Origin of the sequence: Citrobacter sp. CK194 (assembly GCF_030333395.1) — a bacterium.
Lineage (GTDB): Bacteria > Pseudomonadota > Gammaproteobacteria > Enterobacterales > Enterobacteriaceae > Citrobacter_B > Citrobacter_B koseri.
Genome location: NZ_JAOWGA010000017.1, coordinates 641,442 through 667,379 on the forward strand (window position 1 = coordinate 641,442; position 25,938 = coordinate 667,379).

General features: G+C 55.4%; 23 protein-coding genes, 1 pseudogene and 1 riboswitch. Of the genes and pseudogenes, 14 read left to right on the plus strand and 10 right to left on the minus strand.

Annotated elements, in window-relative coordinates:
* The first annotated feature begins 250 nt into the window (after nt 1-250).
* From OGX80_RS11470 to OGX80_RS11490, 5 genes and pseudogenes are all read left to right on the plus strand, one after another.
* Nucleotides 251-785, plus strand: a pseudogene (locus OGX80_RS11470) (fimbrial protein).
* A gap of 69 nt (nt 786-854) precedes the next feature.
* A complete protein-coding gene (locus OGX80_RS11475) occupies nt 855-1,529 on the plus strand; it encodes a fimbrial biogenesis chaperone (protein WP_115181810.1) in 675 nt (224 codons plus the stop codon).
* Between the two features lie 30 nt (nt 1,530-1,559).
* On the plus strand, nt 1,560-4,103 hold the full coding sequence (locus OGX80_RS11480) for a fimbria/pilus outer membrane usher protein (protein WP_142757159.1): 2,544 nt from the start codon (nt 1,560-1,562) through the stop codon (nt 4,101-4,103).
* Between the two features lie 22 nt (nt 4,104-4,125).
* Complete coding sequence (locus OGX80_RS11485) at nt 4,126-5,115, plus strand: fimbrial protein (RefSeq protein ID WP_115181811.1); 990 nt, start codon at nt 4,126-4,128, stop codon at nt 5,113-5,115.
* Nucleotides 5,116-5,120: 5 nt separating this feature from the next.
* Nucleotides 5,121-5,624 (plus strand): fimbrial protein, encoded by a 504-nt coding sequence (locus OGX80_RS11490; RefSeq protein ID WP_115182345.1) that lies wholly within the window; start codon nt 5,121-5,123, stop codon nt 5,622-5,624.
* Here OGX80_RS11490 and dinG read toward each other — a convergent pair.
* Nucleotides 5,611-7,788, minus strand: coding sequence for an ATP-dependent DNA helicase DinG (gene dinG / locus OGX80_RS11495; RefSeq protein WP_012133178.1), 2,178 nt, complete (start codon nt 7,786-7,788; stop codon nt 5,611-5,613). The two genes, OGX80_RS11490 and dinG, sit on opposite strands and share 14 nt — an antisense overlap.
* Nucleotides 7,789-7,884: 96 nt before the next feature.
* On the minus strand, nt 7,885-9,243 hold the full coding sequence (rhlE, locus tag OGX80_RS11500) for an ATP-dependent RNA helicase RhlE (protein ID WP_115181812.1): 1,359 nt from the start codon (nt 9,241-9,243) through the stop codon (nt 7,885-7,887).
* Nucleotides 9,244-9,472: 229 nt separating this feature from the next.
* Here rhlE and cecR point away from each other — a divergent pair, with 229 nt between their 5' ends.
* From cecR to OGX80_RS11525, 5 genes are all read left to right on the plus strand, one after another.
* Nucleotides 9,473-10,150, plus strand: a complete 678-nt coding sequence (cecR, locus tag OGX80_RS11505; protein ID WP_049011134.1) for a transcriptional regulator CecR — start codon at nt 9,473-9,475, stop codon at nt 10,148-10,150.
* A complete protein-coding gene (gene hlyD, locus OGX80_RS11510; RefSeq protein ID WP_012133181.1) occupies nt 10,147-11,142 on the plus strand; it encodes a secretion protein HlyD in 996 nt (331 codons plus the stop codon). The genes cecR and hlyD overlap by 4 nt, the downstream gene beginning before the upstream one ends.
* Nucleotides 11,135-12,871, plus strand: coding sequence for an ATP-binding cassette domain-containing protein (locus tag OGX80_RS11515; protein ID WP_112002203.1), 1,737 nt, complete (start codon nt 11,135-11,137; stop codon nt 12,869-12,871). The genes hlyD and OGX80_RS11515 overlap by 8 nt, the downstream gene beginning before the upstream one ends.
* Nucleotides 12,864-13,997, plus strand: a complete 1,134-nt coding sequence (locus OGX80_RS11520) for an ABC transporter permease (RefSeq protein ID WP_012133183.1) — start codon at nt 12,864-12,866, stop codon at nt 13,995-13,997. Before OGX80_RS11515 ends, OGX80_RS11520 begins: the two co-directional genes overlap by 8 nt.
* 256 nt (nt 13,998-14,253) lie before the next feature.
* Nucleotides 14,254-15,360, plus strand: a complete 1,107-nt coding sequence (locus OGX80_RS11525; protein WP_233644122.1) for an ABC transporter permease — start codon at nt 14,254-14,256, stop codon at nt 15,358-15,360.
* Here OGX80_RS11525 and OGX80_RS11530 read toward each other — a convergent pair.
* The gene (locus OGX80_RS11530; RefSeq protein ID WP_024130510.1) at nt 15,322-15,732 is read right to left on the minus strand and encodes a YbhQ family protein; all 411 of its coding nucleotides are present in this window, start codon (nt 15,730-15,732) and stop codon (nt 15,322-15,324) included. The genes OGX80_RS11525 and OGX80_RS11530 overlap by 39 nt on opposite strands.
* A gap of 133 nt (nt 15,733-15,865) precedes the next feature.
* On the opposite strand from OGX80_RS11530, the gene OGX80_RS11535 reads away from it, so the two are divergent.
* From OGX80_RS11535 to OGX80_RS11545, 3 genes are read left to right on the plus strand one after another with little or no spacing between them, the layout of a single operon-like run.
* Nucleotides 15,866-16,627 carry an endonuclease/exonuclease/phosphatase family protein gene (locus OGX80_RS11535; RefSeq protein WP_012133186.1) on the plus strand — a complete coding sequence of 254 codons (762 nt, stop codon included), beginning with the start codon at nt 15,866-15,868 and terminating at the stop codon, nt 16,625-16,627.
* Nucleotides 16,624-17,865: a cardiolipin synthase ClsB gene (gene clsB / locus OGX80_RS11540; RefSeq protein WP_012133187.1), complete on the plus strand. Its 1,242-nt coding sequence runs from the start codon at nt 16,624-16,626 to the stop codon at nt 17,863-17,865. Before OGX80_RS11535 ends, clsB begins: the two co-directional genes overlap by 4 nt.
* A complete protein-coding gene (locus OGX80_RS11545) occupies nt 17,865-18,827 on the plus strand; it encodes a lysylphosphatidylglycerol synthase domain-containing protein (RefSeq protein WP_115181813.1) in 963 nt (320 codons plus the stop codon). Before clsB ends, OGX80_RS11545 begins: the two co-directional genes overlap by 1 nt.
* Nucleotides 18,828-18,914: 87 nt before the next feature.
* Here OGX80_RS11545 and OGX80_RS11550 read toward each other — a convergent pair whose 3' ends face one another.
* From OGX80_RS11550 to moaA, 6 genes are all read right to left on the minus strand, one after another.
* Nucleotides 18,915-19,619, minus strand: coding sequence for a Bax inhibitor-1/YccA family protein (locus tag OGX80_RS11550; RefSeq protein WP_115181814.1), 705 nt, complete (start codon nt 19,617-19,619; stop codon nt 18,915-18,917).
* A gap of 51 nt (nt 19,620-19,670) precedes the next feature.
* The gene (moaE, locus tag OGX80_RS11555) at nt 19,671-20,123 is read right to left on the minus strand and encodes a molybdopterin synthase catalytic subunit MoaE (RefSeq protein WP_012133190.1); all 453 of its coding nucleotides are present in this window, start codon (nt 20,121-20,123) and stop codon (nt 19,671-19,673) included.
* Between the two features lies 1 nt (nt 20,124).
* Nucleotides 20,125-20,370: a molybdopterin synthase sulfur carrier subunit gene (moaD, locus tag OGX80_RS11560; RefSeq protein ID WP_012133191.1), complete on the minus strand. Its 246-nt coding sequence runs from the start codon at nt 20,368-20,370 to the stop codon at nt 20,125-20,127.
* On the minus strand, nt 20,363-20,848 hold the full coding sequence (gene moaC / locus OGX80_RS11565) for a cyclic pyranopterin monophosphate synthase MoaC (RefSeq protein WP_012133192.1): 486 nt from the start codon (nt 20,846-20,848) through the stop codon (nt 20,363-20,365). The genes moaD and moaC overlap by 8 nt, the downstream gene beginning before the upstream one ends.
* Nucleotides 20,849-20,850: 2 nt before the next feature.
* Complete coding sequence (moaB, locus tag OGX80_RS11570; RefSeq protein WP_115181815.1) at nt 20,851-21,363, minus strand: molybdenum cofactor biosynthesis protein B; 513 nt, start codon at nt 21,361-21,363, stop codon at nt 20,851-20,853.
* Between the two features lie 24 nt (nt 21,364-21,387).
* Nucleotides 21,388-22,377 (minus strand): GTP 3',8-cyclase MoaA, encoded by a 990-nt coding sequence (moaA, locus tag OGX80_RS11575; RefSeq protein WP_024130512.1) that lies wholly within the window; start codon nt 22,375-22,377, stop codon nt 21,388-21,390.
* Nucleotides 22,365-22,511: riboswitch (molybdenum cofactor riboswitch) on the minus strand. Its footprint overlaps the gene before it by 13 nt.
* A 286-nt stretch (nt 22,512-22,797) precedes the next feature.
* Between moaA and yvcK the strand changes: the two genes are divergently transcribed.
* Nucleotides 22,798-23,706, plus strand: coding sequence for a uridine diphosphate-N-acetylglucosamine-binding protein YvcK (gene yvcK / locus OGX80_RS11580; protein ID WP_024130513.1), 909 nt, complete (start codon nt 22,798-22,800; stop codon nt 23,704-23,706).
* Nucleotides 23,707-23,808: 102 nt separating this feature from the next.
* Here the strand turns inward: yvcK and uvrB are convergent, their stop codons facing one another.
* On the minus strand, nt 23,809-25,830 hold the full coding sequence (gene uvrB / locus OGX80_RS11585; protein ID WP_049008949.1) for an excinuclease ABC subunit UvrB: 2,022 nt from the start codon (nt 25,828-25,830) through the stop codon (nt 23,809-23,811).
* Between the last annotated feature and the right edge of the window lie 108 nt (nt 25,831-25,938).

Here is a 25,938-nt window from a genome sequence, read left to right on the forward strand (position 1 = left end):
ATTCTCCACTGCGACATTTTTTTAACAATATAGCCCCTCTGGAGACCCGGCCGTTAGTTTTTTATCTCAGTCATCAATCACCTGTTTTTGTAGTAATTATTAAAACGCAAGCATTAGTTCAAATATTTGTGATTTTTATACACGATTCTAATCCGTAAACAATCTGATTAAATATCCGGCGAAGAGTTATTGAGGGTCCACGGTGAAAACGTTCAGGCTGGTTTTCACCACTTATACACCAGGATTTATGATGAACAAGGTTGCTTTAGGTTTATTCATCGCTGCAACAGTAGGATGTTCCGCATCCGCATTTGCGGCAACAAATGGCGAAGGTCAGATTAACTTTACGGGTGAAATCATTGACTCCGCTTGTCAGGTCGTTAATGGGTTAAGTAACCCGCTAAATGTCGAGTTGGGCAGAGTGTCTAAAACCGTATTTTCTGGCGCAGGCTCTACCAGCACACCAACGAAATTCGATATTCAGTTAAAAGACTGCCCGGAAACGGTGACCTCTGCCGCCATTAATTTTGGCGGTACGCCGGATACGGATAACAGCACGACCCTGGCATTAACGCCAGACACGGAGACGGACCGGTGTGGCAATTCAGTTGCTCGACTCGTCAGAGCAACCCGTCAGCTTATATACCCCTTCCCGTCAATATCCACTGACGGCAGGAAGCACGGTAAACGATCTGGAATTTGCAGCGCGTTATATTCAGACTCAGGCTGCCGTTACGGCCGGCCCGGCAAATTCCGTATCTACCTTTACCGTTATCTATAACTGATATTATCCATCCGAAGATATTAGCCCTTTCTTCAGGGCTAATATCTTTTATTCATGCTGAGAAATATTTATGCGTCACGGTTATTTACTGGGCACTCTTTTTCTGGTAGCAGCGACAGCGCATGCTGGCGTTATTATTAACGGCACCCGTCTTGTTTACCAGGGAGACAAAAAGGAATCCTCGCTTGGTCTTTCAAACCCAGATTCAACGGACTATCTGGTACAATCCTGGGTCGATTCCGGCAGTAAAAATCCGGGCAACACCCCCTTTCTGATTACGCCGCCGCTGTTTCGCCTGAATGCGAAAGAAGACAACGTTCTGCGGGTTATTCGCACAGGCGGCAATCTGCCCGAGGATCGTGAATCGCTGTACTGGCTGAATATCAAGGCTATTCCATCTTCAAAACACGTTGAGGGGGTAAATACCCTGCAAATCGCGATCAACACGCGTATTAAATTATTGTATCGCCCATCCTCCGTGAAAGGTAAGCCAGAAGAGGTTGCTGACAAACTGGAATGGCATCGTGAAGGTCACGATCTGGTCGTCAATAACCCGACGCCGTTTTATATGAATTTCCAGAGCGTGATGATTAATGGTCATAAAATCAGTAAAGCGACCTGGGCAGTACCTGAAACGGCAACCCACATGGCTCTGCCCACCAATACTGACGGTAACACCGTGACCTATTCCATTATTACTGATTACGGCAGCATCAGCCGAACCTGGTCTAAGCCTGTCCATTAAGATAACGGCGCACAGGCAACTAAAATAATCATGTACCGCGATAAAAAGCCATTTTCCTGCAAATTATTCACACTGCTGCCCCTGTTATGTGGCCTGGCAGTGTTCTGTTTTGCGCAGCAAACGCGGGCAGATGATTATTTTAACCCGGCGCTCCTGGATATTGATAATCCCCGACAGGAAAAAACCGATTTATCGGTATATGAAAAAGGTCCAGGACAAGCACCAGGAAAATACCAGGTATCAATCTTTATTGATAATAATAAAGTCGACACCCGCGATGTCACATTTAAATTACAGAAAGATGTTAAGGGCAACCGTTCACTCCAGCCCTGTTTCAGCCTGGATGATTTAAAGAGTCTCGGCATTAAAACGAAGGCGTTTCCGAAGCTCATGGCACTAGGAAAATGTGCAGATTTAAGCGTCATTCCCGCCGCCTCCGCCACGTTCCGCGTGCGCAACCAGCAGCTATTGCTCAGTATTCCCCAGTCAGCACTGGGCCAGATTCCGCGCGGTTATATCGACCCAAAAACGTTCGATGAAGGCATTACCGCCGGTCTACTGAACTACAGCGCCAACGCCAGTCAGAGCGACGCCCGCCGGCAGGGTGAACAGGATAACAGCAGCCAGTATGTCAACCTGCGTCCCGGGTTCAACATCGGCGCCTGGCGCGTGCGCAATTACTCAACCTGGAATCGTAACGTCACGGGCCATGACGAACAGCAGAAATTCTCGTCGGTTTATACCTACGCGCAGCGCGATATCGTGGCGATGAAAAGCGATCTCACGGTAGGGCAAAGCGCCTCTCCGGCGGACGTGTTCGACAGCGTGCCTTATACCGGCGTACAACTCAATTCCGACAGCGACATGCTGCCGGATAGCGAAAAAGGCTATGCGCCGATTATCCGTGGCACCGCACACAGTAACGCCCTGGTGATGGTTCGTCAGAACGGCTACGTCATTTATCAGAACACCGTAGCGCCAGGCGCATTTGAAATTAACGATCTCTACCCGACGGGCAGCAGCGGCGACTTGCAGGTCACCGTCAAAGAGACGGACGGTAGCGAAAGCCATTTCGTGGTGCCCTACGCCTCCGTACCCGTGTTGCAGCGTGAAAAAAATCTGCGCTACAGCGTGACTGCCGGTCGCTATCGCGCCTATGACAAAGACGTCGAGCAAACTCCATTTGCTCAGGGGAGCGCAATCTACGGTCTACCTTATGGTTTTACCGCCTATGGCGGCGTACAGCAAAGCCGCCATTACCAGTCGCAGGCGATCGGCACCGGGAAAAACCTGGGGGATTTAGGCGCGTTTTCTGTCGACGTCACGCGGGCCAAAGCATTGCTGAAACAGCAGCAGGCCAGCACGGGGCAGTCATGGCGCGTGCGTTACAGCAAAGATTTTGCAGGCGCAGGCACCAACTTTTCCCTGGCCGGGTATCGCTATAACAGTAAGGGGTTTTACACCCTGGAAGACACAATGGAGTCCTATACCCGCGCCAGCGACTGGTCCGCCCCGCAGCAGCGCCGCGCGCGTACCGAAGCCACTGTCGATCAGACGCTCGGCGAAAGCTGGGGGTCTTTTACGCTGAGTCTGGTCAAAGAGACCTACTGGAGCCAGCGCCAGGATATGACCTCCATGAGCCTCAGCTACAACAACAGCTGGCATGGCGTGAGCTATAGCCTGAGTTACAGCATGAACAAAAACACCAGCGACAGCGATGAAAACGGTGAGTCCGTTACCCATGACAACCAGTTCGCGCTGAGCGTTTCGGTTCCACTCGACCACTGGATGCACAACACCTGGGCGACGTACAACCTGAACAACAGTCAAGACGGCACCACGCAAAACATTGGCCTTAACGGTACTGCTCTGGCCGAAGACAACCTGAACTGGAATATCCAGGAAGGCGTGAGCAATACCGGAAGCGGCAACTCAACCAGTATGAATGCCGATTACAAAGGAACCTATGGCGAAGTGAGCGGCGGCGTCAGCCAGGACAGCCATCAACGGAGCGTTAATGTGGGTCTGCAAGGCGGCGTTGTGGCGCACGCCAACGGCATCACTCTGACGCAACCGCTCGGTGAAACCATCGCGCTGGTGAAAGCACCGGGAACACATGGCACGCATATTACCAATCAGACCGGCGTCAAAACCGATTTTCGCGGCTATACCGTTGTGCCATTTGTATCAGCCTACCGCCACAACACGATTGCCCTGGACACAGAAACACTGCCAGACGATGCCGACGTAACCCATGCAGCGCGAATAGTAACCCCAACGCGCGGCGCGGTAGTCCGCGCCAGTTTTAACACCCGCGTGGGCAGCAGGGTTTTAATGATGCTCACGCAAAACGGTAAGCCGTTGCCCTTTGGCGCAACCGTCACCACCGACGATAAAGACAGCGAGTTTATTGTTGGCAACGGCGGTCAGACTTATCTCTCCGGTTTACCTCAGCACGGAACGCTCTTCGTGTCGTGGGGTCAGGATGCCAGCGAACACTGCGTCGCAGAGTACACGCTAACGGATGAGAAACATAAAACCAGCATCATTAACGCTGCCGCGCAGTGTCATTGATTCACCATGCAGACTCAACATTATGCAAATGATTAAACAGTGTTTTTTCCTCCTGATTTTGGCCAGCGCAGCCTTGTTTATGCCGCATGCAAAGGCGGCCTGCACAACGCCGGATATGCCCAAAATGATCAACGTGGCATCTGTTTCCGTACCGACGACGCTGGCGATTGGTGAGACCATTCCAGGAACAGAGCAAACCGTACACGTTGCCGGACAGTGCGATCAAAGTATTGATAGCGGTCTGGAAATTGTCTCCTGCTATTACGGAACAGGCGCTGAGATACCAGGCCTGAGAGGGGTGTACGACTCCGGGGTGCCCGGCGTTGGCATCGCGCTGATGAACGAGCAAGGCCAGCGGATCAGCGGCGCAGGCGGCGTACAGTGCGATTCACGCGGCACGCCGATCGGTTATGTATCCAGCGATGGGCAGCAGTCATTTAACTTCAACGTCACGCTTGAGCTGGTGAAAACCGGCAGTGACGTGACCTCCGGTACACTGGCGCAGGCGCAAACAGAGTTTGGGATTGGCGTGTTTGGTCACGAAGGTATCGGGAGTCCTAACCACATTGCCTATGCCGGCAATGTGGATCTTGAAACCGTAACCTGCTCCGTGTTACCGAAAAACCTGACCGTCAATCTGGGCGACTTTCCGATCAGTGATTTTATGGGAGTAGGCACCCTCTCGATGCCAGCACAGAATTTTAACGTTACGGTCAATTGTAATTCCACCGTACAGCCTGAAGTGAAGATCACCAGTGCGAATGGCTACGAATCGGGTTTTGCCGGCGTGATGAAACTGACTCAGCAAAGCGGGATGGCGACCGGCGTCGGCGTCAGAATGCTGTTTGATGGCAATATCGCCACCTTCGACAACTACGTCAACACGCAAAGCGAGGCAAAAGCCAACGAAACGCTGGATATTCCGTTCCAGGTCCGCTATGAGCAAATCAGCGACGACGTTACGCCAGGCCCGGCAAATACCGTCGCCACGATTACGCTGGCCTATAAGTGATCGCGATGAAAAAAATTATTTTCTTACTCACCGCAGGTCTGATGACGTATGCCTGCGCAGATGATATCCAGGTGCAAATGGTGGGTAACATCTATGCCAACACCTGCTCCGTGGACAGCGCCAGTAAAGATTTAACCGTCGATTTAGGGCAGGCGTCATCCAGTGATTTCAAAGACGTAGGCGATACCGGCGAATGGAAAGCGTTTTCCCTGGAAGTAACGCATTGCCCAAAAACACTCACACTGGCCAACGCGTTTTTTTACGGACAGGCCGATAGCGTACACCCGACCAAATTTGCCAACAGCGGCAGCGCGAAAGGGCTTGCGCTGGAGCTGGCCGATCGGCAGGACAATATTCTCATCGCCCCGCAGGCAAGTTTTAACGTGCTGATCAACCAAAGCGATCACACGGCCACTTTCCCGTTAGCCGCCCGCTATTACGCCACGTCCATGCCCGTCAGCGCGGGCTCGTTCGATAGCGTTATACAGGTCACGTTTACCTATCAGTAGGAGCGCGCCCCTTCGCACGGATGCTTTTTTTACGCCCGGCAACCACTTTTGTCGGGCGTTTTTTTACCTCCGGCACTTCCGGGCGTTCAATCGGAAATACCGGGAGCGCATTCAGCAAACGCTGCCCGTAGCTTTTGGTTAACAGACGCTTGTCGTAAATCACCACCTCTCCCCAGCAGCCGTGGCTACGAATCAAACGGCCCACCTGCTGGATCAGGTTAAACGACGCGCTTGGCAGGCTCTGCACTTCAAACGGGTAGCGATTCAGGCTTTTCAGCCACTCGCCTTCGGTGATCACCACCGGGCTGTCGATGGGAGGAAACGCAATCTTGTGAATATGCACCTGAGTCAGCAGGTCGCCTTTCAGATCCAACCCCTCGGCAAAAGATTGCAGGCCAATCAGCACGCTGCGCTCGCCGTTCGCCACCCGCTTACGGTGCAGTTCCACCAGGCGATAGCGCGGCTGATCGCCCTGAACCAGCAGCAAAAGACGCAAATCGGTCACATGCTCCAGAAAGCGCTGCATCGCCCGTCCGCTGGCAAACAAAACCAACATGCCGTGGTGTTTTTTGCTTTCCAGCGCCTGACGGAAATAGGCCGCCATCTCCGCAATATGCTGCTCTTCGTTATCAATCAACGGCTCATAGCGCATCTGCGGAATGACAATTTTACCCTGCTCCACATGATTAAAGGGGGAGTCCAGCGCCACAAAGCGATCGCCCGCTTTCTCCTTCAGGCCGCTCATCTCCTGCAAGCGCGAGAAGCTGTTAAGCGAACGCAGGGTCGCCGACGTTACAATAATATGCGGCACGCTGCGCCAGAGCAGCCTTTCAAGCTGATCGCTGACGCGAATGCCCACACAGTGGAACCAGACGTGTATCTGCCCATCGCGCGCCTCCCGCGTGGCCCACTTCGAGACCGGCGCACCGGAAGACTGCGCCAGCGACGCCAGCCGCCAGAGCTTGCTTTGCGCCTCAAACATGCCCAGCGCGCGGTTCATCTGCAAAATCACCCGGTGCAGGCGCACAATATCGTGCGAGCCGGTTTTCTCGCTGAGATCGTTAAGGAACAGCTCCGCCAGCCCACGCAGCATTTCCGTCAGCTTCGCCAGTCGCTGGCAGATCGCCATGATCTCATCCGGTAACTCGCCCATCGCAAAGCGGTGCTCAGCGTCCTGCGTCGCGGGCATATACAGATTCAGGATGTTGTTGAGCGAGGCAATCAGCTCGTACAACTCTTCGCAGTGCGCATTCAGGCGCTCAGGATTCGCCAGCGGCGGCGTGGTTTTCGGGCGGAACTGTTCCAGGCAGGTCGCCACCAGCTTAGTGAACAGATCCAGTTGCAGGCGATACCAGGGGGCGGAGATCTCAGCGCTCATCTCCAGCGCGTCGCGCGCGACATCCGGCAGATGGTGGCCTTCGTCCAGCACCAGCAGAAGATTTTTCGGCTCCGGCAGCACCGCTTCGCTCTCCATCGCCGCCATCACCAGCGCATGGTTCGCCACCACCACTTCAGCTTCCTGAATTTCCCGTCGGGCGACAAAAAAAGGGCATTCGCGGTAGTAATGGCAATTGCGGTTCAGGCAGCTGGCTTTATCGGTGCTCAGGCGCTTCCAGAGCGCGTCGTCAATGGCGATATCGGTATGATCGCGCAACCCGTCCCACTTGTAGCTGTCAAGATCGCCCTTTAGCCTGGCGCAGCGCTTTTGCTCTTCCTGATTATTCGGCGTCAGTTCGTCATCCAGAAACGCGAGCAGATCCTGTTGATTCGGTTCGCTGCTGGCCAGCGCCGCCAGATTACGCGGGCAAACGTAGCGCCCACGACCAAACGCGGCGGTAAACCGCAAGTCAGGAATGATTTTGCGCAGCAGCGGGAGATCTTTGCTGTAGATCTGATCCTGCAACGCCACGTTGGCGGTGCTCACCACCAGCGTTTTTTGTTCTTCGCGGGCGATGGCGATACCGGGAATAAGGTAAGAGAGGGTTTTCCCGACCCCGGTCGGCGCCTCAATCGCCAGATGACGCCCTTCTTCACCCGCCAGCGTTTTGGCGACATCGGCAATCATCTGCCGCTGCGGCGCACGGGGGATAAAGTCGGGGATCTGCTCCTGAAGCGCCTTATACCAGGCGGCGATTTGCGCTTTAAGCGCAGCGGTCAATGCCATGAGAAAACCTGAAATACTGTATAAACAGCCACTATTGTGGCACTTTCTGGCGCGGGTCGCAAAAAGAAAAGCCCGACCTTTCGGCCGGGCTCGCAATTAATCCGCCAGTCTGCGCGGGCGGCGCGGCGGACGCGGTTTATCGCCGCCTGGCTTACCTTCTCCGCTGCGCGGTTTGGCTTTCGGCGCCCCGCCATCATTGCGACGCGGTTGCTGGGCACGGCCTGCTCCGCCCTGTCCCTGTCCCTGGCCTCGGCCGCGACCACCGCCGCTACGCTGCTGCTGGCGACCGTTCTGAATCGGCTCCGCTTTAATTGACGGGTCCGGTTCATAACCCGGCGTGGTGATGCGCGGGATCTCTTTTTTCAGCAGCTTCTCGATATCACGCAGCAGTTTGTGTTCATCAACGCAGACCAGCGATAACGCTTCGCCGGTCGCGGCGGCACGGCCGGTACGGCCGATACGGTGCACGTAATCTTCCGGGACGTTTGGCAGCTCATAGTTCACCACATGCGGCAGCTCTTCGATATCCAGCCCGCGCGCCGCGATGTCGGTCGCCACCAGGACGCGGATATCGCCGGATTTGAAATCAGCCAGTGCGCGGGTACGCGCGCCCTGAGATTTATTACCGTGGATCGCCGCACTGCGAATGCCGTCTTTATTCAGCTGTTCCGCCAGATGGTTAGCGCCGTGTTTGGTACGGGTAAAGACCAGCACCTGCTGCCAGTTGCCTTTGCCAATCATCTGCGACAACAGTTCACGCTTGCGTTTTTTATCCACGAAATGAACGTGCTGGGTCACCTGCTCAGAAGCGGTATTACGGCGCGCCACTTCAATTTCCAGCGGGTTATGCAACAGCTTCTCAGCAAGCGCTTTAATGTCATCGGAGAATGTGGCGGAGAACAGCAGGTTCTGGCGTTTCGGCGGCAGTTTTGCCAGCACGCGGCGAATATCGTGGATAAAGCCCATGTCGAGCATACGGTCAGCTTCATCCAGCACCAGAATCTCAATCTGATCCAGCTTCACCGCGTTTTGATGTTCCAGGTCGAGCAAACGCCCCGGCGTTGCCACCAGCACGTCAACGCCGCCGCGCAGTTTCATCATCTGCGGGTTAATGCTGACGCCGCCAAACACGACCAGAGAGCGAATGTTCAGGTATTTACTGTAATCCCGGACGTTTTCGCCAATTTGCGCCGCCAGCTCACGGGTCGGCGTCAGAATCAACGCGCGTACCGGGCGACGGCCCTTCGCGTGCGGCTGCTGCGTGATCAGATGTTGTAACAGCGGCAGCGTAAAACCGGCTGTTTTACCCGTCCCCGTCTGGGCGCTGGCCATCAGGTCGCGGCCTTCCAGCACCGCAGGGATCGCCTGCTGCTGAATAGGGGTAGGTTCACGGTAACCCTGCTCGGCAATCGCGCGCAAAATATCAGGATTCAACCCAAGGGAATCAAAAGACATAACTACTCCGAACCGCCCCGACCGTTACCGGTGTAGTTTTCAGGGAGATACTCACAAGAGGGATGACAAAAACCACAATGTCATGAAGGGGCGGAGTGTAGCAGTTTTTGTGACATACCGCATAAATTATCCCCGTGACTGGAAAAAACAAAATAAACCACCACACTGGACAAGAACAATTATCGGTCATAATCTTAATCAATCGATTGATTAAGAATTGGGTTGCGCGATGAATACCCCAACCATGACGACGAAAGGCGAACAGGCCAAAAGCCAGCTTATCGCCGCTGCGCTGGCGCAGTTTGGCGAATACGGCCTCCATGCCACCACGCGCGACATTGCCGCCCAGGCCGGACAAAATATCGCCGCCATCACTTACTACTTTGGCTCCAAAGAGGATTTATACCTCGCCTGCGCCCAGTGGATAGCCGATTTCATCGGCGCCCAGTTTCGCCCTCATGCCGAGGAAGCGGAACGACTGTTCGCCCGGCCGCAGCCCGATCGCGCCGCAATGCGCGAGCTGATCCTGCGCGCCTGCAAAAATATGATCATGCTGTTAACCCAGGACGACACGGTCAACCTGAGCAAATTTATTTCGCGCGAACAGCTCTCCCCGACGGCGGCCTATCAACGGGTACACGATCAGGTTCTCAACCCCCTTCACACGCATCTGACGCGCCTGATTGCGGGGTATACCGGCCGCGATCCGGGAGATACGCAAACCATTCTCCACACGCACGCGCTGCTGGGCGAAGTGCTGGCTTTCCGCCTGGGGAAAGAAACCATTTTGCTGCGTACCGGCTGGTCAACGTTTGATGAAGAGAAAACAGAACAGATTTACCAGACGATCACCTGTCATATCGATCTCATTCTGCAAGGCTTAACGCAAAGGAGTCAGGAGCAATGAAAAAACCTGTCGTTATCGCACTGGCTGTCGCGGCGCTGGCCGCCGTGCTTGCCGGAGGTACATGGTGGTATCAGAGTCGGCAGGATAACGGGCTGACGCTCTACGGCAATGTGGATATTCGCACCGTCAATATGAGTTTTCGCGTCGGAGGCCGGCTGGCTTCGCTGGCCGTTGACGAAGGCGACGCCATTACGTCCGGGCAGGTATTGGGCGTGCTGGATAAAGCCCCGTACGAGAACGCGTTGATGCAGGCTAAAGCAGGCGTCTCCGTCGCCCAGGCGCAGTATGATCTGATGCTCGCAGGGTATCGCGATGAAGAGATAGCCCAGGCCGCTGCCGCCGTGAAACAGGCGCAGGCCGCATTTGACTATGCGCAGAACTTTTATCAGCGCCAGCAGGGATTGTGGAAAAGCCGCACGATTTCCGCCAACGACCTGGAAAACGCTCGCTCATCCCGCGATCAGGCGCAGGCGCAGCTGAAATCCGCACAGGACAAATTGAGCCAGTACCGTACCGGTAACCGCCAGCAGGATATCGCCCAGGCAAAAGCCAGCCTCGAACAGGCGCAGGCGCAGCTGGCGCAATCAGAACTCGATTTACAGGATACAACGCTGATCGCCCCCTCTGACGGTACGCTGTTAACCCGCGCGGTAGAGCCCGGCAGTATGCTCAACGCAGGCAGCACCGTGCTGACGCTGTCGCTGACTCGTCCGGTATGGGTTCGCGCCTACGTGGATGAACGCAACCTCAGCCAGGCGCAGCCCGGCCGCGAAATTTTACTCTACACCGATGGCCGCCCTGACAAGCCTTACCACGGTAAAATCGGCTTCGTATCGCCGACCGCTGAATTCACCCCGAAAACCGTTGAAACGCCGGATCTGCGCACAGACCTGGTCTATCGACTGCGCATTGTGGTGACTGACGCAGACGATGCGCTGCGCCAGGGAATGCCGGTGACGCTGACGTTCAGCGACGAGGCGCGGCATGAATGACGCCGTCATTACGTTAAACGGCCTGGTGAAGCGCTTCGCCGGAATGGAAAAACCGGCGGTCGCCCCGCTCGACTGTACAATTCACGCCGGTTATGTCACGGGTCTGGTCGGGCCGGATGGCGCAGGTAAAACCACGCTGATGCGGATGCTGGCAGGGCTGCTCAAGCCCGATAGCGGCAGCGCGTCGGTGATCGGGTTCGATCCGATCAAAAACGACAGTGAATTGCATGCGGTACTTGGTTACATGCCGCAAAAATTTGGTCTGTATGAAGATCTGACCGTGATGGAGAATCTCAATCTCTATGCGGACTTACGCAGCGTAACGGGCGAAGAACGGCAAAAAACGTTTGCCCGTCTGCTGGAATTTACCGCCCTCGGCCCCTTCACCAAACGGCTGGCAGGCAAGCTCTCGGGCGGGATGAAACAAAAACTCGGGCTGGCCTGTACGCTGGTCGGCGAACCGAAAGTGCTGCTGCTTGACGAACCGGGCGTCGGCGTTGACCCCATCTCCCGTCGCGAGCTGTGGCAAATGGTGCATGAACTGGCGGGTGACGGCATGCTTATCCTGTGGAGTACGTCATACCTGGACGAAGCCGAACAGTGTCGCGACGTGCTGCTGATGAACGAAGGAGAGCTGCTGTATCAGGGCGAACCGACTAAGCTAACGCAGACCATGGCAGGACGCAGTTTCTTAATGAGCAGCCCGCAGGAGAATAACCGCAAGCTCCTGCAACGCGCGTTGAAACTGCCGCAGGTCAGCGACGGTATGATTCAGGGGAAATCGGTACGGCTGATCCTGAAAAAAGAGGCTACCGCAGAGGATATCCGCCGGGCCGAAGGGATGCCGGAGATAACGATTAACGACACCACGCCGCGCTTTGAAGATGCCTTTATCGACCTGCTTGGCGGCGCGGGTACGTCGGAGTCTCCGCTCGGCGCGATCCTGCATACCGTTGACGGCACGCCGGGTGAGACGGTCATTGAGGCCAAAGAACTGACCAAAAAATTCGGCGACTTCGCCGCCACCGACCACGTTAACTTCGCCGTTGAGCGCGGAGAAATCTTCGGTCTGCTCGGCCCCAACGGCGCGGGGAAATCCACCACGTTCAAGATGATGTGCGGTTTGCTGGTGCCAACTTCCGGCAAAGCGCTGGTGCTGGATATGGATTTGAAAGTCAGCTCCGGCAAGGCGCGCCAGCATTTAGGGTATATGGCGCAAAAATTTTCCCTGTACGGCAACCTGACGGTAGAGCAAAACCTGCGTTTTTTTTCCGGGGTTTATGGCCTGCGAGGCCGGGCGCAAAACGAAAAAATCACCCGCATGAGCGAAGCCTTCGGCCTGAAAAGCATCGCCTCTCATGCGACGGATGCGCTGCCGCTCGGTTTTAAACAGCGTCTGGCGCTGGCCTGTTCGCTGATGCATGAACCCGACATTCTGTTTCTCGATGAACCTACCTCCGGCGTCGATCCCCTCACCCGCCGTGAGTTCTGGCTGCACATCAACAGCATGGTAGAAAAAGGGGTCACGGTGATGGTCACCACCCACTTTATGGACGAAGCGGAATACTGCGACCGTATCGGGCTGGTTTATCGCGGCAAGCTGATCGCCAGCGGGACGCCGGACGATCTGAAAGCGCAGGCGGCAGACGACGACACGCCGGACCCGACGATGGAGCAGGCCTTCATCACGCTCATTCACGACTGGGATAAGGAGCATGCTCATGAGTAACGCCCTGCTCTCCTGGCGGCGCGTACGCGCGCTGTGCGTGAAAGAGACGCGTCAGATTATCCGCGATCCCAGTAGCTGGCTGATCGCCGTGGTGATCCCGCTGCTGTTGCTGTTTATTTTTGGCTACGGGATTAACCTCGACTCCAGCAAGCTGCGGGTCGGCATTCTGCTCGAACAACAGAGCGAGGAGGCGCTGGATTTCACCCACGCTATGACCGGTTCGCCGTATATCGACGCCACCATCAGCGATAGCCGCCATGAGCTTATTGAGAAAATGCAGGCCGGGCGCATTCGCGGGCTGGTGGTGATCCCGGTCGATTTTGCGCAAAAGATGGCGCGAGAGAATGACACCGCGCCGATACAGGTTATCACCGACGGCAGCGAACCGAACACCGCCAACTTCGTGCAGGGTTACGTGGAGGGGGTCTGGCAGATCTGGCAAATGCAGCGGGCTGAAGATCGTGGGGAAGAATTTGAACCGCTGATCGACGTGCAGACCCGCTACTGGTTTAACCCGGCGGCCATCAGCCAGCACTTTATCATTCCCGGCGCGGTCACCATTATCATGACGGTGATTGGCGCCATTCTCACTTCGCTGGTGGTTGCACGAGAGTGGGAGCGCGGGACGATGGAGGCCCTGCTCTCGACCGAGGTGACGCGCGCAGAGTTGTTGCTGTGCAAACTGATCCCCTACTACTTCCTCGGCATGCTGGCGATGCTGCTGTGTATGCTGGTGTCGGTGTTTATTCTTGGCGTGCCCTGGCGCGGCTCGCTGGTGATTCTGTTTCTTATCACCAGCCTGTTTCTGCTCAGTACGCTGGGAATGGGGCTGCTGATTTCCACCATTACCCGTAACCAGTTTAACGCCGCGCAGGTCGCGCTGAACGCCGCTTTTTTACCGTCGATTATGCTGTCAGGCTTTATTTTCCAGATAGACAGTATGCCTGCCGTCATCCGCGCGGTGACTTACATTATTCCGGCGCGCTATTTCGTCAGCACCCTGCAAAGCCTGTTTCTGGCGGGGAACATCCCCATTGTGTTGATCGTTAATACGTTATTTTTAATCGCTTCGGCAGCCATGTTTATCGGCCTGACGTGGATGAAGACCAAACGCCGGTTGGATTAAGTTTTCTGCCTGATGGCGCTTCGCTTATCAGGCCTACGACCACATATTTTGTAGGCCGGATAAGGCGTTTACGCCGCCATCCGACAAAGACATTAAATTTGTAGGCCGGATAAGGCATTTACGCCGCCATCCGACAAAGACATTAAGTTTGTAGGCCGGATAAGGCGTTTACGCCGCCATCCGGCAAAGACGTTAAGTTTGTAGGCCGGATAAGGCGCAGCCGCCATCCGGCATGGCATGCATAAGGGAGAGAAACATGTTTCATCGCCTGTGGACATTAATCCGCAAAGAGCTGCAATCGCTGTTACGCGAGCCGCAGACCCGCGCGATCCTGATCTTACCGGTGCTGATCCAGGTGCTGCTGTTTCCCTTTGCCGCCACGCTGGAAGTGACCAATGCCACCATTGCCATTTATAACGAAGATAATGGCAAACATGCCGTCGAGCTGACGCAACGGTTCGCGCGCGCCAAAGCGTTTACCCATATCCTGCTGCTGAAAAACCCGCAGGAAATCCAGCCGACGATCGACACGCAAAAAGCATTGTTGCTGGTGCGCTTTCCGGCCGATTTTTCCCGTCAGCTGGATAACCTCCAGCCCGCGCCGCTACAGCTCATTCTTGATGGCCGTAACTCCAACAGCGCGCAAATCGCCGCCAATTATCTCCAGCAGATCGTCAAGGATTATCAGCAGGAGCTGATAGAGGGCAAACCCAAGCCCAACAACAGCGAGCTGGTGGTGCGCAACTGGTACAACCCGAATCTGGACTATAAGTGGTTTGTGGTACCGTCTCTGATCGCCATGATCACCACGATAGGCGTCATGATCGTCACCTCGCTTTCCGTTGCCCGCGAGCGCGAACAGGGTACGCTGGATCAACTGCTGGTTTCCCCTCTCACCACCTGGCAAATTTTCATCGGTAAAGCGGTGCCCGCGCTGATTGTCGCCACTTTTCAGGCCACGATCGTACTGGCTATTGGCATCTGGGCGTACCACATCCCCTTTGCCGGTTCGCTGGCGCTGTTCTACTTCACAATGGTGATTTACGGGCTGTCGCTGGTTGGATTTGGCTTGTTAATCTCGTCGCTCTGCTCCACCCAACAGCAGGCTTTCATCGGCGTATTCGTCTTTATGATGCCTGCTATCCTGCTATCGGGATACGTTTCTCCGGTCGAGAACATGCCGGTATGGCTACAAAATCTGACGTGGATAAACCCTATCCGCCATTTTACGGACATCACCAAGCAGATTTATTTGAAAGATGCGAGTCTGAAGATCGTCTGGGGGAGTTTGTGGCCGCTACTGGTGATCACGGCCACAACGGGGTCAGCGGCGTATGCGATGTTTAGACGCAAAGTGATGTAGCTTTTTCTCCTTCGCCAGCAGCGAAACCACAGCAGGCCCGGCAAGGATCGCCAGCCCAGCCAGCGCCAGCAGCAGGTTGTTGTGCAGTACGCGGGACAGCAGCCACAGGGCAATCATCGCGGCGCCGAAATACCAGGTGGTCGTCAGCTCTTCCAGCACATCCGCAACGTCGCGCCAGCGCTGTTCGTGGTGGCGTTGTAACGCCAGCATCAGCAGCACCGTCACGCCATAAAGCACGCATAATCCCAGGCCGACGCGGACTAAAGCGCCGCTCATCCAGCCCATTACCAGCAGCGCCACTACCAGTAAATGCAACATTATCTGCCAGCAACTAAGACCCGTTGCGACACGAACACGTTGTTGCCACCTCATGGCTTTTTCTCCTGAAGGATTTTTATCTAATTATTCAGAGTACCGAACTTTACGGAAAATTCCGTAAGACCGCATCTTTTTGTGACGACGACTACACTATTTCAATCAGGATAGTGACGCGGACAGGAAGAAAATGATCCAACAAACGCGAAATTTTTCATTCAAAGTGCTCACAATTAACACGCATAAGGGTTTTACCGCCTTTAATAAGCGCTTTATTCTGCCGGAGCTGCGCGACGCCGTCAGAACCGTCAGCGCGGATATTGTCTGCCTACAGGAAGTGATGGGCGCGCATGAAGTTCATCCGCTGCACGTCGAGAACTGGCCTGATACCACCCATTACGAATTTCTTGCCGACACCATGTGGAGCGATTTTGCCTATGGTCGTAATGCCGTCTACCCGGAAGGGCATCACGGCAACGCGGTACTGTCGCGCTATCCGATTGAACACTATGAAAATCGCGATGTCTCCGTCGGCGGCAGTGAAAAACGCGGCGTGCTGTATTGCCGTATTGTTCCGCCGATGCTGGCTCAGCCAATTCATGTGATGTGCGTACATCTCGGCTTACGGGAAGGCCACCGCCAGGCGCAGTTGGATATGCTGGTTGAATGGGTTAACGCCCTTCCCGAATCCGAACCCGTGGTGGTCGCCGGGGATTTCAACGACTGGCGGCAGAAAGCCAACTATCCGTTAAAAGCGTCTGCGGGGCTGGAGGAGATTTTCACCCGCGCACATGGCCGCCCGGCGCGCACCTTTCCGGTCAGGCTACCGATACTGCGACTCGATCGTATATACGTCAAGAATGCCAATGCCAGCTCTCCTGCGGCGTTGCCGTTGCGTAACTGGCGACATTTATCTGACCATGCCCCTCTTAGCGCGGAGATACATCTATGAAATGTGGATGGCGTGAAGGCAATCAGATTCAGCTACTGGAAAACGGCGACCAGTTCTATCCCGCCGTGTTTGACGCCATCGCGCAGGCACAGCAGAGGATCATCCTGGAAACCTTCATCTGGTTTGAAGATGACGTAGGTAAGCAGCTACACGCGGCGCTGCTTAAAGCGGCCAGACGCGGCGTAAAAGCGGAAGTGCTGTTAGACGGCTACGGCTCACCTGACCTCAGCGAGGCGTTTGTCGGGGAGCTGACCGCAGCAGGGATAATCTTCCGCTATTACGATCCGCGTCCTCCCCTGTTCGGCATGCGCACCAACCTCTTTCGCCGTATGCACCGTAAAATCGTGGTTATTGACGATCGGGTCGCGTTTGTCGGCGGGCTGAATTACTCCGCAGAACATATGTCCGATTACGGCCCGGAAGCCAAACAGGATTACGCCGTTCGCGTCGAAGGGCCGGTCGTGGAGGATATTTTGCAGTTTGAGCTGGAAAACCTGCCGGGGCAAAGCGCCGCGCGCCGCTGGTGGCGACGCCATCATCGCGCCGAAGAAAACCGGAAACCCGGCGAAGCGCAGGTGCTGTTTATCTGGCGCGATAATGATGAACATCGCAACGATATTGAACGTCACTATCTGAAGATGCTTACGCAGGCGAAACGTGAAGTGATTATCGCCAATGCCTATTTCTTTCCCGGCTATCGCCTGCTGCATGCCATGCGCAAAGCCGCCCGACGCGGCGTGCGGGTAAAACTGGTAATCCAGGGGGAACCCGATATGCCCATCGTCAAAGTCGGCGCGCGTCTGCTGTACAACTATCTGGTGAAAGGCGGCGTCCATGTCTATGAATATCGCCGTCGCCCGCTGCACGGCAAAGTGGCGTTGATGGACGATCACTGGGCGACCGTCGGCTCCAGCAACCTCGATCCGCTCAGTCTGTCGCTTAACCTTGAAGCAAACGTCATTATTCATGACCGCACGTTTAACCAGACGCTGCGCGACAACCTGAACGCCATTATCGCCAATGATTGCAAGCAGGTGGACGAGTCTATGCTGCCGAAGCGCACCTGGTGGAATCTGAGCAAAAGCGTGCTGGCGTTCCACTTCCTGCGCCACTTCCCGGCGCTGGTCGGTTGGCTGCCGGCGCACACGCCGCATCTGGCGCAGGTTGAACCACCCGCTCAACCGACGATGGAAACGCAGGATCGGGTCGAAGCGGAAAACACGGGGGTGAAGCCCTGATGTCAACATCACACCCGCGATGGCGGCTGGCGAAAAAGATCCTCACCTGGCTGTTTTTTATCGCGGTGATTGTCCTGCTGGTCATTTATGCCGGAAAGGTCAACTGGGAAGATGTCTGGACGGTGATCCGGGATTACAACCGGATTGCGCTGTTAAGCGCGGTTGGGCTGGTGGTTGTCAGCTACCTTCTTTACGGCTGCTACGATCTGCTGGGACGTTTTTACTGCGGCCACAAGCTGGCGAAGCGGCAGGTCATGCTGGTGTCGTTTATCTGTTACGCCTTCAATCTGACGTTAAGCACCTGGGTCGGCGGAATCGGTATGCGCTACCGTCTGTACTCCCGCCTCGGCTTACCGGGGAGCACCATCACGCGTATTTTTTCGCTGAGCATTACCACCAACTGGCTGGGCTATATTCTGCTGGGCGGAATTATTTTTACCTTCGGCGTCGTGCAACTCCCGGCCCACTGGTATATCGATGAAAATACGCTGCGCATTCTCGGTATTGTGTTGTTGCTGGTGATTGCCGTCTACCTGTGGTTTTGCGCCTTTGCAAAACGGCGTCATATCACGATCAAAGGCCAAAAGCTGATGCTTCCGTCATGGAAATTCGCCCTCGCGCAGATGGGGATTTCCAGCGCTAACTGGATGGTGATGGGCGCCATTATCTGGCTGCTGATGGGGCAAGACGTTAATTATTTCTTTGTACTTGGCGTGCTGCTGGTGAGCAGTATTGCCGGAGTGATCGTGCATATCCCGGCCGGGATCGGCGTTCTGGAGGCTGTGTTTATGGCGCTGCTGGCGGGTGAGCATACGTCGCAAGGCACCATTATCGCCGCCCTGCTCGCCTGGCGTGTGCTCTATTATTTTATTCCGCTATTGCTGGCGTTGATTTGCTATCTGCTGCTGGAAAGTCGGGCAAAGAAGCTGCGGGCGAAAAACGAGAAAGCCTTAGCGAAGTGACGGGTTATTTGCTGCTTATCAGGTGTATTACCGGCCTAACCTGTAGGCCGGATACAGCGTTCACGCCGCCCGCTGGCGCAACGCCAATTAACGGCGATTACCGAAAATACGCAGCAGCATCAGGAACAGGTTGATGAAGTCCAGATACAGCGTTAACGCGCCGAGAATCGCGTATTTCCGCAGCGTCGAGCTGTCACGAACATCAATCTGCTCGCCAATGTTTTTCAGCTTCTGCGTGTCATAGGCGGTCAGGCCGACAAAGACAACCACCCCGATATAGGTCACCGCCCACATCAACGCTTCGCTTTTGAGCCAGAAGTTGACCAACGATGCCAGAATGATACCAATCAGCGCCATAAACAGCATGCTGCCCCAGCCGCTGAGATCGCGTTTCGTGGTGTAGCCATACAGGCTCATCACGCCAAACATCCCGCCGGTCACGACAAACGTGCTGGCGATAGACGAATAGGTATAAACGATAAAAATGCTCGACAGCGTCAGGCCCGTCAGCGCCGAATAGAGCATAAACAGCGTGGTCGCCATCCCGGCGCTAAGTTTTTGCACCATTGCCGACAGCGCAATAACCAGCGCAAGCTGGGCGATAATCAAGCCAAAGAAGGTGATTTTGCTGGAAAAGACAAACATCATCACCGCAGGCGTATTCGCCGCATACCAGGCGATAAATGCGGTCAGCAGCAGCCCAACCGTCATCCAGCCATATACCTGCGCCATATACGTTTGCAGGCCGGAACGGGTCTGTACGATAGAATCGGATCGTGGGAATCGGTCCATGATGATCTCCTGATTAAAAGTGATACCCCTGAATAAGGGTATCACATTCTGCTACCAGCGTTTTGCCGCCTGCCGATCGCTATCGCGCGCTTCCACCCAGCGGTCGCCTTCCGGCGTCGCTTCACGCTTCCAGAACGGCGCGCGGGTTTTCAGATAATCCATAATGAATTGCCCGGCCTCGAACGCGCTGCTGCGGTGCGCGCTGGTTACGCCGACAAAGACAATCTCATCGCCCGGCCACAGTTCACCAATACGATGGATCACCGTCACGCGCCCCAGCGGCCAGCGCGAGCGCGCCTCGTCCACGATATCCGCCAGCGCTTTTTCCGTCATCCCCGGGTAATGTTCCAGCGTCAGCGCTTTAACGCTGTCGCCCAGATTATGATTGCGGACTTTACCGGTAAAGGTCACGACTGCGCCATCTTCATCACGCTCCGCCAGCCAGGGGTACTCCTCCCCGACGCTGAACGGCGCATGGCCAACGATCACTCGCGTTTCAGCCATATCAGCCTCCTGTCACCGGTGGGAAAAAGGCCACTTCATCACCCGCCGTCAGCGGATGTTCAAAACTGACCAGCGTCTGATTGACGGCGGCCAGCAGCTTGCCGTCTTCCAGCGCCAGCGCCCAGCGATCGCTTTGCGCCGCCAGATGCTGACGCAGCGCTTCTACGGTTGGGAAATCGGCGGCGACCTCTAACGCATCCGTTCCCACCAGTTCACGCACCTGAGCGAAAAACAGAACCTTAATCATGCGCATCCACCTTAAAATCGCCAGACTTACCGCCGCTTTTCGCCAGCAAACGCACCGGGCCAATCACCATATCCTTTTGCACCGCTTTGCACATGTCGTAGATCGTCAATGCCGCCACGGAAGCGGCAGTCAGCGCTTCCATCTCCACGCCGGTTTTCCCCGTCAAGCGACACAACGATTCAATGCGTACCCGGTTGTGTTCAGGTTCCGCCTGCAATTGCACTTCGACCTTACTCAACAACAGCGGATGGCACAGCGGGATCAGCTCCCAGGTACGTTTAGCCGCCTGAATCCCGGCGATACGCGCGGTCGCGAAAACATCGCCCTTATGGTGGCTACCGTCGATAATCATCGCCAGCGTTTCACTGCGCATCGTCACAAACGCTTCGGCGCGCGCCTCACGTACGGTTTCCGCTTTGGCGGAGACGTCCACCATGTGCGCTTCGCCAGCGGCATTAATATGGGTCAGTTGCGACATACTTATTTCTTCAAATGTGGGTGGAAGTTACACGGGCGTGTGCGAGCATCAAGCTGCGGCGCGATGATGTTGTCCCAGGCGGTGCGGCACGCTTTTGTGGAGCCCGGCATCGCAAAAATCAGCGTCTTGTTGGCAACGCCGGCCACCGCGCGAGATTGCAGGGTCGATGTGCCAATCTCTTCAAACGACAACATGCGGAACACTTCGCCAAACCCTTCGACTTCGCGATCAAAGAGCGGCAGTAACGCTTCCGGCACCTGATCGCCATCGGTCAGCCCGGTGCCGCCGGTGATGAGCACCACCTGAACGTCATCGCTGGCGATCCACGCGGAAACCTGCGCGCGAATGGCGTAGCGGTTCTCTTTAACGATGGCTTTGTCCACGACCTGATGCCCCGCTTCCAGCGCGGCGTCGCGCAGAAAATGACCGGAAGTGTCGTCTTCTTCGCCGCGACGACTGGAAACCGTAAGAATAGCAATGCGGGTAGGGATAAACTCAGCGCTTACCTGACTCATAAAAACTCCTTGTCCGTTAAGGCGTTAACCGCCTATGTACGATAGATTTTGCGTAATACCGGTATTGTTCTGGTGCAGGAAGTGGGTCTGCTTTTTCTCCAGCAGCGCGGCTGAAATGCGTTCTTCCAGCGCATGTTGCTGTGCATCGTCTTCCAGCAGGTCGCGCAGGCTTACGCCGCCTTCGCCAAACAGGCAAAGATGGAGTTTACCGACCGAGGAAACGCGCAGACGGTTGCAGGTGGCGCAGAAATCTTTTTCATACGGCATGATGAGACCGATTTCACCGGCATAGTCAGGATGACAAAAAACCTGCGCCGGGCCGTCGCTGCGCTGGCGCAGCTGATGAATCCAACCGCGACGCAGCAGTTCATCACGCAGCACCTGTCCAGAAATATGGTGTTTACGAAAGAGTTCGCTCCCCTCTCCCGTCTCCATCAGTTCAATGAAGCGCAGTTGAATGGGGCGTGCCTGAATCCAGGCGAGAAAGGTGTCCAGTTGATGATGGTTCACATCGCGCATCAACACGGTATTCACTTTGACCTTTGCGAAACCGGCGTCAAACGCGGCGTCAATGCCCGCCATCACCTGCTGGAATTTATCCTGCCCGGTAATGGCGTGAAACTGGCGGGCGTCGAGGCTATCGACGCTGACGTTGATGCCCGTCAGACCCGCGTCGCGCCAGTTCGCCGCATCACGCGCCAGACGATACCCATTAGTGGTCACCGCAATCTGGCGAATCGCGTCGTTTTCACGCACGGCGGCAATGATGTCGGTAAAGTCGCGACGCAGCGACGGTTCACCGCCGGTAAGGCGCACTTTTTCGGTGCCCAGACTGGCAAACGCGCGCGTCACACGGCGAATTTCATCGACGGTCAGAAAGCCGTTATTGGTGACACCGCCAGGCTTGTAGCCATCCGGCAGGCAGTATGTGCAACGAAAGTTACACACATCAGTAATCGACAGACGTAAGTAATAAAACTTACGTGCGAAAGCATCGGTAAGTTGTGAGGCCATGTACACCTTTCCAAATACGGGAGGCGGAGTCATTTCTTCCTGCGCCCTGGTGGCAAACTCTTTCGAGGCTTGTCACGGCCAAAACACCATATCAATTTGACACAGGCGTAGAGGCTAGAGTGTCTTTTTAAGCATCGCTTAAAAAGGTGGTTATGCCGATACTAGCGTGTAAATAGCATTTTTGCCATTCCCACTTTACGCTATATAATCATGTATATAGCGTCATGATCGTGCTATTTCGCTACAGAATAAGCAAAAATCACACTTTTGCATTGATATACATCAGTTAGCCATCAGGCTAACCCTATCCGAAAGAGGTAGAGGGGATGGATTTATTTTCCATCGTTGTTCGTTGGCTAATTGCTGAAAAGGCGCTATTTGCGCTACTGTAGCGCAGTACCTCTGATATTAGGAATTTGTATGCGCAATCGTACGCTGGCAGACCTGGATCGTGTTGTCGCTCTCGGCGGAGGGCATGGATTAGGACGCGTTCTCTCTTCACTCTCTTCATTAGGCTCACGCCTGACCGGTATTGTCACCACCACCGATAACGGGGGTTCCACAGGCCGTATTCGCCGCTCTGAAGGGGGCATCGCCTGGGGCGATATGCGCAACTGTCTGAACCAGTTAATTACCGAACCCAGCGTCGCGTCGGCGATGTTTGAGTACCGTTTTGGCGGTAATGGTGAACTTTCCGGCCATAACCTCGGAAATCTGATGTTAAAGGCGCTGGATCACCTGAGCGTGCGGCCTCTCGAAGCGATAAATTTAATTCGCAACTTATTGAAGGTGGATGCGCATTTAATCCCTATGTCGGAGCTGCCGGTAGACCTGATGGCCATCGACGATCAGGGGCATGAAGTATACGGCGAAGTGAATATCGATCAACTGGCGACGCCGCCGCAGGAGCTGATGCTGTCACCGAAAGTCCCCACCACCCGGGAAGCGGTGCAGGCCATTAGCGAAGCCGATTTGATTCTGATTGGCCCCGGAAGTTTCTACACCAGTTTGATGCCGATTCTGCTGCTTGATGAGCTGGCGCAGGCGCTGCGCCGTACTCCGGCGCCGATGGTCTATATCGGTAATCTGGGGCGCGAATTGAGTCTGCCCGCCGCCAGCTTAACGCTTGTCGACAAACTGGCGATTATGGAGCAATACGTCGGGAAACAGGTTATCGACGCCATTGTGGTTGGCCCGAAAGTGGATGCCTCGGCGGTGACGGGCCGGATTGTGATTCAGGAAGTGCTGGAAGCCAGCGATATTCCGTATCGCCATGACCGACAGCTGCTGCATAACGCGCTGGAGAAAGCGATACAGGCGTTGGGGTAAGCGTTCAGATTTGCCCGGTGGCGCTTCGCTTACCGGGCCTACACACAACAGGCGGCACAACCGTAGGCCGGATAAGACGCTTTGCGTCGCCATCCGGCATCGTCAGGACGCCGCGATAAACAGCTCACGTAGCTGATGCAACTGGTCGCGGATCTCTGCGGCTTCTTCAAACTCCAGGTTTTGCGCATGCTGCATCATCTGGCCTTCCAGCTCATGAATTTTCTGCTGCAACGCTTTCGGCGTCATATCCAACTCAACCACACCCGATTTCGCCGCTGCGCGGGACTTCCCTTTGCCCTTCGCTTTGGTTTTCGCGATGTTCTGACCCAGCGCCAGAATATCGACCACTTTCTTATTCAGCCCCTGCGGAACGATACCGTGCTCTTCGTTGTATAACTGCTGTTTCTCGCGACGACGTTCGGTTTCGCCTATCGCTTTCGCCATCGACGGGGTGATCTTATCGCCATAGAGGATCGCCTTCCCGTTGACGTTACGCGCCGCACGGCCAATGGTCTGAATCAGCGAACGCTCTGAACGCAGGAACCCTTCTTTGTCTGCGTCCAGAATCGCCACCAGCGAGACCTCAGGCATGTCCAGCCCTTCTCGCAACAGGTTGATCCCCACCAGCACGTCAAACTCGCCCAGACGCAAATCACGAATGATTTCCATACGCTCAACGGTATCGATGTCCGAGTGCAGGTAACGTACGCGCTCGCCGTGTTCTTCGAGATATTCGGTAAGATCTTCCGCCATTCGCTTGGTCAGCGTCGTCACCAGCACACGTTCGTTAATCGCCGCCCGCAGGCGGATCTCAGAGAGCAGATCATCAACCTGCGTCGCCACCGGCCGAACTTCAATGATCGGGTCCAGCAGCCCGGTGGGACGCACCACCTGATCCACCACCTCGCCGCCGGATTTCTCCAGCTCATAGTTGCCCGGCGTGGCGGAAACGTAGATGGTTTGCGGGGCCAGCGCTTCAAACTCTTCAAATTTTAGCGGACGGTTATCCAGCGCTGACGGCAGACGGAAACCGTACTCCACCAGCGTCTCTTTGCGCGCCCTGTCCCCACGAAACATCCCGCCGATTTGCGGAATCGTGACGTGAGATTCATCCACGACTAACAGGCCATCGGCTGGCAGATAATCAAACAGCGTCGGCGGCGGCTCGCCAGGCCCGCGCCCGGAAAGGTAGCGGGAGTAGTTTTCAATCCCCGAGCAATATCCCAGCTCGTTCATCATTTCCAGATCGAACTGCGTACGCTGGGTTAAGCGCTGTTCTTCCAGCAACTTATTGTTTTCCAGCATGATCCTGCGTCTGTCCACCAGTTCGTCTTTGATCTCCTCCATCGCCTGTACGATGCGCTCGCGCGGCGTAACGTAGTGCGTTTTCGGGTAGATGGTGTAGCGCTGGATAGTCGATTCAACCTGCCCGGTCAGCGGGTCAAACAGCGACAGACGTTCAACCTCTTCGTCAAACAGCTCAACCCGCAGCGCAATATCGTCAGACTCCGCCGGGAAGATGTCGATGACCTCGCCGCGTACGCGGAAAGTGCCGCGCTGGAAGGCCTGATCGTTGCGGGTATATTGCAACTCCGCCAGGCGGCGCAGGATAGCGCGCTGATCGATGATCATCCCCACCGTCAGGTGCAGCATCATCTTCAGGTATAAATCGGGATCGCCCAGACCGTAGATAGCGGAAACCGAAGCCACGACCACAACGTCCCGCCGCTCAAGCAGCGCCTTGGTCGCCGACAGTCGCATCTGTTCTATGTGTTCGTTCACCGACGCATCTTTTTCGATAAAGGTGTCGGAGCTGGGCACATACGCCTCTGGCTGATAGTAGTCATAGTAAGAGACGAAATATTCCACCGCGTTGTCAGGGAAGAACTCTTTCATTTCGCCGTATAACTGGGCCGCCAGCGTTTTATTGGGCGCAAGCACCATCGTCGGGCGCTGTAAATCGGCAATCACATTGGCGATGGTGAACGTTTTCCCTGACCCCGTTACGCCCAACAGCGTCTGGTGCGCCAGACCATCTTCAAGACCTTCCTCCAGACGACGTATCGCCTCCGGCTGATCGCCTGAGGGTTTAAAAGCGGAATTCAGTTTGAACGGTTTACTCATGGGCAGCTACCTGAAGGAATGGGCGGGCAGGACACTAATTTTACCCGGAGCCGCTAATATTGCCAGCAAAATATACTGGATGAAAAAACAGTGGCGACTTAAGGTATT